Raw genomic sequence first — 10,173 nt, 5'->3', positions numbered from 1 at the left:
GAACCAGTCGGTGCCGGACTGGGACAACGCCCAGGGTGGCACGATTTTCGAGCAGATGCTGACCTCGAACAAGAACATCAAGGGTGTGCTGGCCGCCAACGACGGTCTGGGTAACGCGGCCATCTCGGTGTTGAAGAAGAACAAGCTGAACGGTCAGGTCCCGGTCACCGGTCAGGACGCGACGGTGCAGGGTCTGCAGAACATCCTCGCCGGTGACCAGTGCATGACGGTCTACAAGGCGATCAAGAAGGAGGCCGACGCGGCGTCCGCGCTGGCGATCTCGTTGGCCAAGGGTGAGAAGCCGACCACCGCGACGGGCACCATCAAGGACCCGGACTCGGGCAAGGATGTGCCCTCGGTGCTGCTGGACCCGCAGTCCATCACCAAGGCGAACGTCAAGGACGTCGTCGCCGACGGGTTCGTCACCAAGGCCGAGCTCTGCACCGCCGACTTCGCCAAGCTCTGCACGGACAACGGCATCAGCTGACCCCACGTCGGGGCCGCATCCACCGAAGGAGTAACCCCGTGGCCGCGACACCTCTTCTGGAGTTGCGCGGGATCGACAAGAGCTTCGGTCCCGTCCAGGTCCTGCACGATGTCGGACTCAGCGTCTACCCCGGCGAGGTGACCGCGCTCGTCGGCGACAACGGCGCCGGCAAGTCCACCCTGGTCAAATGCGTCAGCGGGATCTACACCATCGACGCGGGCACGGTCACCTTCGGCGGCGACCAGGTCGCCATCCACAGCCCCCGCGACGCCTCCGCCCTGGGCATCGAGGTCGTCTACCAGGACCTCGCGCTCTGCGACAACCTCGACATCGTCCAGAACATGTTCCTCGGCCGCGAGAAGGTCCGCGGGCTGGTCCTCGACGAGCCGACCATGGAACAAATGGCCGGCGACACCCTGGCCAGCCTCTCGGTCCGCACCGTCAAGTCCCTGCGCCAACTCGTCGCCAGCCTCTCCGGCGGCCAGCGCCAGACCGTCGCCATCGCCAAGGCCGTGCTCTGGAACAGCCGGGTCGTCATCCTCGACGAACCCACCGCCGCGCTCGGCGTGGCCCAGACCGCCCAGGTCCTCGAACTGGTCCGCCGGCTCGCCGACAACGGCCTCGGCGTCGTGCTGATCTCGCACAACATGAACGACGTCTTCGCCGTCTCCGACCGCATCGCGGCGCTCTACCTCGGCCGCACCGCCGCCCAGGTCAAGACCAGCGACGTCACCCACTCCCAGATCGTCGAACTGATCACCTCCGGCCGCAGCGGCAACCTCGGCCTCCCACCGGAGAAGCCCTCCGACTTCGCCGCCCGCATGCCTCCGGGAGCTGACCGATGACACCCACCACCACGACCACGGCCGGCGGCGTCCAGGTCATCAGGCCCACCGTCGGCAGCCACCTCAACGACTACTGGGCTCGCGTGCGCGGCGGCGACATCGGCAGCCTGCCGGCCGTCCTCGGCCTCATCCTGCTCTGTCTGATCTTCGGCATCGCCCGGCCGACCTTCTTCAGCGCGATCAACTTCGCCAACCTGTTCTCGCAGGGCGCGGCGGTCATCTTCATCGCGATGGGGCTGATCTTCGTCCTGCTGCTGGGTGAGATCGACCTCTCCGCCGGCTTCGCCAGCGGCGTCTGCGGCGCGGTCATGGCCATCCTGCTGACCGAGCACGGCTGGGAGTGGTTCACCGCGATCCCAGTCGCGCTGGCCACCGGCCTGGTCATCGGCTTCGGCCTGGGCTTTCTGGTGTCGAAACTGGGCATTCCGTCCTTCGTGGTGACCCTGGCCGGCTTCCTGGCGTTCCAGGGCATCCTGCTGGTGCTGCTCAGCGGCGGCACGAACGTCTCGATCCGCGACACGTTCGTCCTGGCGGTGGCCAACAACAACATGTCGGCCGCGCTCAGTTGGGGCCTCGCGGTCGTGGCGGTGACGGCGTACGCGGGCCTGCAGTTCACCCGGGTCCGCGGGCGGGCCGCCCGCGGCCTGGTCACCGAGCCGATCGGTATCGTGCTGGGACGTATCGTCGCGCTCGCCGTGCTGTTGTTCGCGGCGGTCGCCGTACTGACCCAGGAGCGCAGCATCAATCCGTTGATCATCTCGGTGAAAGGTGTGCCGATCGTCGCCCCGATCATCGCGGTGGCGCTGGTCGTGTGGACCTTCGTGCTGGGGCGCACCACGTTCGGCCGGCACATCTACGCCGTCGGCGGCAACACCGAGGCGGCCCGCCGCGCGGGCATCCCGGTGGACCGGATCCGGATCTCGGTCTTCGTCATCGGTTCGTTCATGGCCGCCATCGGCGGCATCGTGGCGGCCAGCCGGGCCAACTCCGTCGACCCGAACTCCGGCGGCAGCAACGTCCTGCTGTACGCGGTGGGCGCGGCCGTGATCGGCGGCACCAGCCTCTTCGGCGGCAAGGGCCGGGTCCTGGACGCGGTGATCGGCGGCGCGGTGATCGCCGTGATCGACAACGGCATGGGCCTGATGGGCTTCAGCGCCGGCCAGAAGTTCATCTTCACCGGCCTGATCCTGCTGGCCGCGGCCAGCGTCGACGCGCTGTCGCGGCGCAGAGCAGCAGCCACCGGCAACCGATGAGCAAGCCGAACGGCAAGGAGGCCGCACGCTGATGCGAGCCGGGCCCAGCCAGGAAGAGGTACGCCGGCACAACCTGGGCACCCTGCTCCGATACGTACATGTTCATGGCGCTACGTCCCGGGCGGAACTGACCACCAAGCTGGGCCTGAACCGCAGCACCATCGGCGCGCTGACCACCGATCTGGCCGCCGCCGGGCTGGTCACCGAGCGGCCACCCGACCACACCAGCCGGGCCGGACGACCTTCCCTGGTCGTCCGGCCCGAGTCGGCCCAGGTCTACGCGTACGCGCTGAGCATCGAGGTGGACCGGCTGCGGGCCGCCCGGGTCGGGCTCGGCGGCCGGATCCTGGACCGGCGCGAGACCGACCGCCCGCGCGGCATGCAGGTCATCGACGCGATCCAGCCGCTGGCCGGCTTCATCCACGAGATGCGCACGGCCGTCCCCGAGGGCGCCCGCTACGTCGGCGGCGGCCTGGCGGTGGCCGGCATGGTCCGCCGCGACGACGGCATGGTCCGGCTGGCACCCACCATCGGCTGGGTCGAGGAGCCGGTCGGCGAGGCGCTGAGCGCGGAGATCGGCTACGTCGGCCCGCTCATCGTCGGCAACATCGCCGACGTGTCCGCCCAGGTGGAGCACAGCCGCGGCGCGGCGGCGGGCTGCGACAACGTCATCTACCTGTACGGCGACGTGGGCGTCGGCGGCGGCATCATCGCGGGCGGCCGCCGGGTCACCGGCCACGGCGGCTACGGCGGCGAGGTCGGCCACATGGTGGTCAACCCGAAGGGCCGCCCGTGCGGTTGCGGCTCGCGCGGCTGCTGGGAGACGGAGATCGGCGAGTTCGCGCTGCTCGAACTCGCCGGCCGGGCCCACCTCAGCGGCGGCGAGGCGGTGCTGGAGCTGGTGGACGCGGCGATGCGCGGCGACTGGGCGGCCCAGCAGGCGGTCCGCCGGGTCGGCGACTGGATCGGCCTCGGCGTCGGCAACCTGATCAACATCTTCAACCCCGAGGTGGTGATCTTCGGCGGCACGCTGCGCGACATCTACCTGGTGGCGGCGGCCCAGATCCGCAGCCGCCTGAACGAGGTGGCCCTGCCGGCCTGCCGCGAGCACGTCCGGCTGCGCACCCCCGAACTCGGCACGGACGCGGCGCTGATCGGCGCGGCCGAGCTCGCCTTCGAACGGCTGCTGGCCGACCCACTGTTGTGACCCACGGGCTAGAGTGCCCCCGTGAGTATTCGCGCCTCCGACGAGGATCGGCAGCGGATCGTGGCCGCGCTCGAGCGGCACACCGGTGCCGGCCGGCTGACCCTGGACGAGTTCGCCCAGCGAGTCGGGGTGGTCAGCGACGCCCGGACCATGGACGAGCTGGCGGCGGTCGTCAGCGACCTGCCCGCCGAGACCCCCGAGGAGAAGCAGCGCCGCGAGCTGCTGGTCGTCTTCGCGGTCGCCCTGGTCACGCTGGTGTTGCTCGGGGTGGCGCTGGCGCTGCGGTGACCGGCGGCGCGCCATGCCACGAGGCCCACAGCGCCGCGTAGGAACCACCCGCCGCCACCAGTTCGTCGTGCGAGCCGAGCTCCGTGATCCGGCCGTCCTCCACCACCGCCACCCGGTCCGCGTCGTGCGCCGAGAAGAGCCGGTGGGCGATGGCCACCACCGTCCGGCCCTTCAGCACCGCCGCCAGCGACCGTTCCAGGTCCCGGGCGGCCCGCGGGTCCAGCAGCGACGTCGCCTCGTCCAGCACCAGCGTGTGCGGGTCCGCCAGGACCAGCCGGGCCAGCGCCACCTGCTGCTCCTGCGCCGCCGACAGCGTCGCGCCGCCGGCACCGACCTCCGTGTCCAGCCCGGCCGGCAGCGCGTCGGCCCACGGCAGGGCGTGTACGGCGGCCAGCGCGGCGCGCACCTCGTGCTCCTCCGACCCGGGCCGGACCATGGCGACGTTGTCGCGCAGCGTACCCATGAAGACGTGGTGTTCCTGGCTGACCAGCGCGACCTCGGTGCGCAGCCGGTGCGGCGGCAGGCCGGCGAGCGGCACCCCGCCGACCGTGATCGAGCCCTCGCCGGGCGCATAGACCCCGGCGAGCAGCCGGCCCAGGGTGGATTTGCCCGCACCGGACGGGCCGACGATCGCCAGCCGCTCCCCCGGCTCGATGGTCAGCGAGACGCCGTGCAGCACCGGCCGCCCCGCGACATAGGAGAACCGCACACCGTCGGCGACGATCCGGGCGCCGCGCGGTGTCTCGTCCGCCGCGGGCGCCGCGTCGGGGGTGTCCGCCACGCCCAGCAGCCGGGCCAGCGAGGCGGCGCCGACCTGGAACTCGTCCAGCCAGCCGAGGAACCGGTCGAGCGGGTCGATCAGCAGCTGGGCGTAGAGCACGGCCGCGGTGACCTGCCCCAGGCTGACCCAGCCCTGCAGGTAGAACCAGCCGCCGATGCCCAGCGTGCCGACGACCGGCAGCACGTAGCCGACCTCCACCGTGGGGAACCACACCGTGCGCAGGAACAGCGTGTATCGCTCCGCCCGGTAGGAGCGGCGCAGGTCGGCGTCCGTACGCCGGATCCGGTCCCGCTGGCGGCGCAGCGCGTCGACCGTCCGGGCTCCCTCGACGGTCTCCGCGAGACCGTCGGTGACCTGCGAATAGGCGGCGTTCTCGCGCAGATAGCCGGGGCCGGCCCGGCGCAGGTACCAGCGGGCGGAGAGCCCGAGCACCGGCACCGCGAGCAGCAACGGCAGGGCGAGCAGCGGGCTGACCAGGACCAGCGCGCCCACCGCCAGCGCGGCCGTGAGCAGCGCGATCATCGTCTCGGGCACCGCGAAGCGCACGCACCGCGACAGCGCGTCGACGTCCCGCGACGTCCGGGTGAGCAGGTCGCCGGTGCCGGCCCGCTCCACCATGGACAGCGGCACGGCCAGCACCCGGTCGACGAAGTCCTCCCGCAGCTCGGCCAGCACCCGCTCGCCGAGCCGGGCCGAGGCCAGGAAGGCGAACCGGACCAGCACCGCCTGCGCCGTGATGAACCCGGCGATGGTCAGCACGATCCGGTCGACGGTGCCCAGGCCGGCGCCGTGCTGCAGCGACTCGACCAGTTCGCCGAGCAGCCGCGGCCCGGCGAGGCCGGCGATCGCGGCGGCGGCGTGCAGCGACACGGCGAGGATCAGGGGGCGGGGATGCCGGCGGAACAGGGCGCGGGCGTACCGGCGGACCTGCTCGGTGTCCGCCACGGGCAGCGCGGTGCTCACTCCCGCAACACCGTCCTCGCGTAGCCCGGGCTGCGGGCCAGCAGCTCCCGGTGGGTGCCCGCGGCGACCGCCCGGCCCGCCTCGACGTAGAGGACGACGTCGGCGCGGGCCAGCACCAGCGGGCTGGTGGAGCAGATGACCGTGGTGCGGCCGCGCCTCGCCGGGCCGAGCCGGTCGGCGATCCGGGCCTCCGTGTGCGCGTCCACCGCGCTGGTCGGTTCGACCAGCACGAGCACCTCCGGGTCGACGATCAGGGCGCGGGCCAGCCGCAGCCGCTGCTGCTGGCCGCCGGAGAAGCTGCGGCCCCGCTCGGCGACCTCCGTGGCGAGCCCCGCGGGCAGCGCCGCGACGATCTCGTCCGCGCCGGCCGCCGCGAGCGCGGCCGGCAGCGTCGCCGCGCGGGCCGGATCCAGATCCGCCCACAGCGGACCGGAGAACAGGCGTGCGTCGTTGTCGGCCACCAGGATCCGGGCGCGCACCGTGGCCAAATCAAGATCATTCAACGGTACGCCGGCCAGCGTCGCCGCCGTACCCGGCGGACTGTCGACGTACCGGCCCAGCCGATCGGTGATGGCGACCGCGTCGGCGGGCACAGCCGCCGCGATCGCGGTGACCAGCCCCGGCCGCACCACCACCCCGGACACTCCGTCCACCAGCTCGCCGCCGACCGGCGCGGACGCCGGACGGTCCGGGTCCGGCAGGTCGGTACGGGCCCGCAGCATCCCCACCACCCGGCGGCCGGAGACGTGCCCGCGGGTCAGCTTGTCGAGCGTCTCGGTGAGCTGGCGCAGGGGCGCGACCAGGAACGCCGCGTACCCGTAGAAGGAGACCAACTGCCCGAGGGTGATCCGCCCGGACAGCGCGAAGCGGGCGCCCAGCCAGGTCACCAGGACCAGGAAGATGCCCGGCAGCAGCACCTGGGCGGCCTCCAGCAACGCCTCCACGGCGGCCACCCGCAGGCCGGCCGCACGCAGCACCTGGGACTGCTCCCGGTAGCGCCCGGACATGACCGGCTCGCCGCCCACGCCGCGCAGCACCCGCAGCCCGCCGACCAGGTCGGTGGCCCGGCCGGTCAGCCGCCCCTGCTGCTCGCGGTACGCCTGCTGGCGGCGGTGCAGCGGCCGGATCAGCAGCCCCACCACGGCCATCAGCAGCGGCACGCCGAACACCACGACCAGCCCCAACGGCACCGAGGTGAGCAGCAGGACGACTATCACGGTGACGATCGCGACCACTGAGCCGGTGCCCCGGGCAGTGATCTCCACGGCGCCGCCGATGTGTCCCAGGTCGGCCGTCCCGATGGCGACGACCTCACCCGTCTTCAGCCGGCGTGGCAGAGCCGAGCCGAGCCGGTTCGACTGCCGGACGGTCACCTGGACCGTGCGGTGGGCGGCGGCGAGCCAGTTGAAGACGGCCAGCCGGTGCCGGGCGATCCCCGCGCCCGCCTGGATCAGGCCGAGGCCGAGCAGCACCAGGCACCAGGTGAGCAGGGCCCCGCTGTCCCGGTGGGTCAGGCCGGCGTCGATGGCCCTGCCCACGACCGCCGGTACCAGCGCCTGGCAGGTCATCCAGACGATGGCGAAGACCACCGCGGCGGCGACGGATGGCCACGTGCGCCGGGCGAGCCAGCCCAGGTATCGGGTGGCGGACCGGTCGTCGGGAATGCCGGGATCGGCAGGCGGCAGCTCGCGCATTCTCTCCCGACGGTACCGCCAGCGCCCCTATCTATCGACAGGCGTGAAATCCCAGACGTGCGGCGCGCGGGCGGTCAGGCGCTCCGGCGGCGCGGGCAGGTCGGCGGGGGTGTGCCGCCACCGGGAGATGACCACGATGCGATGGTCGGTCGACGAGTAGACCTCGCTCGACACGTACGACGGCAGCACCTCCACCTGCGGCAATGCCACGTCGCAGACCCAGGTGAGCAGCTCGTCGAAGCCGCTGCCCAGGGCCCGTACCTCCCACATGCGTGCGATCATGCTGATTCCTACCCCGCCACAGTGACCGAGGTCAATGGCATCGCGGAATCGGCCGGCAGATCGAGCCGGCTGGGCGCGACCCCGGCGGCCACCAGGTGCGAGCCGAGCGCGGCGACCATCGCGCCGTTGTCGGTGCACAGCCCCGGGCGCGGCACCCGCACCCGGATGCCCAGCTTGGCGGCGCGCTCCTCGGCGAGCAGCCGCAACCGCGAGTTGGCGGCCACCCCGCCACCGATGATCAGCGTCTCGATGCCGTACTCCCGGCAGGCGTCCAGGGCCTTGCTGGTCAGCACGTCGCAGACGGCATCCTGGAAGCTGGCCGCGACGTCGGCGATCGGCACCGGCTCGCCGCTGCGCTCGCGGGCCTCCACCCACCGGGCGACGGCCGTCTTCAGCCCGGAGAAGGAGAAGTCGTAGCGGTGCTTGAGCCGGTCCTTGGGCGCGGTGAGGCCGCGCGGGAAGGCGATCGCGGCGGGGTCGCCGTCGCGGGCCGTCCGGTCGATCACCGGGCCACCGGGGAAGCCCATGCCGAGCAGCCGGGCGACCTTGTCGAACGCCTCCCCGGCCGCGTCGTCGATGGTCGCACCGAGCGGCGTCACCCCGGCGGTGAGATCGTTCACCAGCAGCAACGAGGAGTGACCGCCGGAGACGAGCATGGCGATGGCCGGCTCGGGCAGCGGGCCGTGCTCAAGGGTGTCGACGGCGACGTGGGCGGCGAGATGGTTGACGCCGTAGATGGGCTTGTCGGCGGCGAGCGCGTACCCCTTGGCGGCGGCGACCCCGACGAGCAGCGCCCCCGCGAGCCCCGGCCCGGCCGTCACCGCGATGGCGTCGATGTCGGCGAGGGTGACCCCGGCGTCGTCGAGCGCCCGCTGCATGGTCGGCACCATCGCCTCGAGATGCGCCCGGCTGGCGACCTCGGGCACCACCCCACCGAACCGGGCATGCTGGTCGACACTGGAGGCCAGGGCGTCGGCGAGCAGGGTGTGCCCCCGGACGATGCCGACGCCGGTCTCGTCGCAGGAGGTCTCGATCCCGAGGACCAGAGGCTCGTCAGGCACTTCGCATCATCACCAGGGCGTCGGTGTTACTGGGCTGATAGTAGCCGCGCCGCAGGCCGACGGGCTCGAAGTCGTAGGCGGCGTACAGCCGCTGGGCGGGCGCGTTGTCGACGGCGACCTCAAGCAGCACCTTGCGCCTACCGGCCTCGGCGAGCAGCGCCTCCAGCAGCTGCCGCCCGATGCCGCCGCGCTGGGCCCGCCGGTCGACGGCGATGTTCTGCACCCAGGACTCCTCCTGATCGACGATCGCCAGGCCCGCATAGCCGGCGACCTTCTCGTTCTCCACCGCGACCAGGTAGAAATGCCGCTGCGCGAGCTCGTTCCAGAACATCGCGGCCGACCACTTCTCGGCGCCGAACAGCTCCTCCTCGATCGGCAGGACCTCGGCGATGTGCCACCAGCGAAACCGGGTGATAAGCATCAGGGCAGCACAGTCTTGCGGGCGGCCGGCTCGACGGCATCGGGCCGGCGCAGATAGAGCGGGGTGAGCGGATCCCCCGGCGCCCGGCGGAGGATCTGCTCGGCGGCCAGGGCGATCAGCGCCTCGCCGGGGGGATAGAGCAGCCGGTCGTCGATCGGGATGCCGAAGACCTCGCTGTACTTGAGCGCACCCTCACCGACGGCCCGATCGGCCTCGACCAGCACCTCGGCGGGCTTAGCGACGTCCGGACCGGAGACCCGGACACCGCCGGAGTAGGTGGCGAAATAGACCTCACGCCGGCGGGCGTCGGTGGCGACGAGCACCCGGCCGGGCCCGGCGGCCCGGCCGAGAGCATCGAGCGAGCAGATCCCGTACGCGGGGATGCCCAGCGCCTGCCCCATGGCGGCGGCGGTCGCCAGCCCCACCCGCAGCCCGGTGAACGGCCCGGGGCCGAGCCCGGCGACGATCGCGGTCAACTCGCGCGGGCGCACCCCGGCATCGTCGAGAACGAGCTGGACCTGGGGCGCGAGCCGCTCACCGTGGGCGCGAGGATCGACGGTACGCCGCTCGGCGATCCCCTTCATGCCACTGTCGGTGACCTCCCCGAGAGCGGCGGTAACCGCGGGAGTGGAGGTATCCAGAGCGAGAACGAGCACCTGAGAACCCTAACCGCCGCAAAGCAGCCCAGCCGAGCCGGGCGGCCGGGCCACCCCATGCCCGCCAAGCCGGGCCGGGCACCAACTCACCCAGCCCGCACCCCAGCCGGGCACCAATTCACCCGGCCCGCACCTCAGCCGGGCACCAATTCACCCGGCCCGCACCTCAGCCGGGCAGCGGCTCGCGCCCGGCCCGCACCTCAGCCGGGCAGCGGCTCGCGCCCGGCCCGTGCCT

The 10,173-nt window shown here is 72.5% G+C and carries 11 protein-coding genes; 5 read left to right on the top strand and 6 right to left on the bottom strand.

Annotation, left to right across the window (positions count from 1 at the left end; genetic code table 11):
* The 5 genes from DMB66_RS12100 to DMB66_RS12080 form a co-directional block, all read left to right on the top strand.
* Positions 1 to 487, top strand: a 487-nt coding sequence (locus DMB66_RS12100; protein ID WP_148112730.1) for a substrate-binding domain-containing protein, incomplete at its 5' end; no start/stop codon positions are given.
* A 38-nt stretch (positions 488 to 525) separates the two neighbouring features.
* Complete coding sequence (locus DMB66_RS12095) at positions 526 to 1,332, top strand: ATP-binding cassette domain-containing protein (protein WP_125804148.1); 807 nt, start codon at positions 526 to 528, stop codon at positions 1,330 to 1,332.
* Positions 1,329 to 2,585, top strand: coding sequence for a sugar ABC transporter permease (locus DMB66_RS12090; RefSeq protein WP_125804147.1), 1,257 nt, complete (start codon positions 1,329 to 1,331; stop codon positions 2,583 to 2,585). The genes DMB66_RS12095 and DMB66_RS12090 overlap by 4 nt, the downstream gene beginning before the upstream one ends.
* Before the next feature lie 31 nt (positions 2,586 to 2,616).
* Complete coding sequence (locus DMB66_RS12085; protein ID WP_125804146.1) at positions 2,617 to 3,792, top strand: ROK family protein; 1,176 nt, start codon at positions 2,617 to 2,619, stop codon at positions 3,790 to 3,792.
* A 21-nt stretch (positions 3,793 to 3,813) separates the two neighbouring features.
* On the top strand, positions 3,814 to 4,080 hold the full coding sequence (locus tag DMB66_RS12080; protein WP_125804145.1) for a DUF1707 domain-containing protein: 267 nt from the start codon (positions 3,814 to 3,816) through the stop codon (positions 4,078 to 4,080).
* Here DMB66_RS12080 and DMB66_RS12075 read toward each other — a convergent pair.
* Genes DMB66_RS12075 through tsaB form a run of 6 tightly spaced genes read right to left on the bottom strand, consistent with a single transcriptional unit; the run spans position 4,040 to position 9,938 of the window.
* Positions 4,040 to 5,824, bottom strand: coding sequence for an ABC transporter ATP-binding protein (locus DMB66_RS12075; protein WP_125804144.1), 1,785 nt, complete (start codon positions 5,822 to 5,824; stop codon positions 4,040 to 4,042). The genes DMB66_RS12080 and DMB66_RS12075 overlap by 41 nt on opposite strands.
* Complete coding sequence (locus tag DMB66_RS12070) at positions 5,821 to 7,518, bottom strand: ABC transporter ATP-binding protein (protein ID WP_125804143.1); 1,698 nt, start codon at positions 7,516 to 7,518, stop codon at positions 5,821 to 5,823. The genes DMB66_RS12075 and DMB66_RS12070 overlap by 4 nt, the downstream gene beginning before the upstream one ends.
* A gap of 27 nt (positions 7,519 to 7,545) precedes the next feature.
* Complete coding sequence (locus tag DMB66_RS12065; protein ID WP_125804142.1) at positions 7,546 to 7,800, bottom strand: hypothetical protein; 255 nt, start codon at positions 7,798 to 7,800, stop codon at positions 7,546 to 7,548.
* Positions 7,801 to 7,808: 8 nt separating this feature from the next.
* Positions 7,809 to 8,861, bottom strand: coding sequence for a tRNA (adenosine(37)-N6)-threonylcarbamoyltransferase complex transferase subunit TsaD (gene tsaD, locus DMB66_RS12060; RefSeq protein ID WP_125804141.1), 1,053 nt, complete (start codon positions 8,859 to 8,861; stop codon positions 7,809 to 7,811).
* The gene (gene rimI, locus DMB66_RS12055) at positions 8,854 to 9,282 is read right to left on the bottom strand and encodes a ribosomal protein S18-alanine N-acetyltransferase (RefSeq protein ID WP_125804140.1); all 429 of its coding nucleotides are present in this window, start codon (positions 9,280 to 9,282) and stop codon (positions 8,854 to 8,856) included. Before rimI ends, tsaD begins: the two co-directional genes overlap by 8 nt.
* Complete coding sequence (gene tsaB / locus DMB66_RS12050; protein ID WP_125804139.1) at positions 9,282 to 9,938, bottom strand: tRNA (adenosine(37)-N6)-threonylcarbamoyltransferase complex dimerization subunit type 1 TsaB; 657 nt, start codon at positions 9,936 to 9,938, stop codon at positions 9,282 to 9,284. Before tsaB ends, rimI begins: the two co-directional genes overlap by 1 nt.
* Between the last annotated feature and the right edge of the window lie 235 nt (positions 9,939 to 10,173).

The organism is Actinoplanes sp. ATCC 53533, from assembly GCF_003947245.1.
The sequence above is the reverse complement of the archived record's forward strand: the minus strand, read 5'-3'. Positions and strand labels throughout refer to the sequence as shown.

What these genes read in the sequence shown, in the direction of transcription:
- DMB66_RS12085 (WP_125804146.1), top strand. Translation starts at nt 2,617, where the DNA reads ATGCGAGCCGGGCCCAGCCAGGAAGAGGTACGCCGGCACAACCTGGGC.
- DMB66_RS12065 (WP_125804142.1), bottom strand. Translation starts at nt 7,800, where the DNA reads ATGATCGCACGCATGTGGGAGGTACGGGCCCTGGGCAGCGGCTTCGAC.
- DMB66_RS12090 (WP_125804147.1), top strand. Translation starts at nt 1,329, where the DNA reads ATGACACCCACCACCACGACCACGGCCGGCGGCGTCCAGGTCATCAGG.
- DMB66_RS12070 (WP_125804143.1), bottom strand. Translation starts at nt 7,518, where the DNA reads ATGCGCGAGCTGCCGCCTGCCGATCCCGGCATTCCCGACGACCGGTCC.
- rimI (WP_125804140.1), bottom strand. Translation starts at nt 9,282, where the DNA reads ATGCTTATCACCCGGTTTCGCTGGTGGCACATCGCCGAGGTCCTGCCG.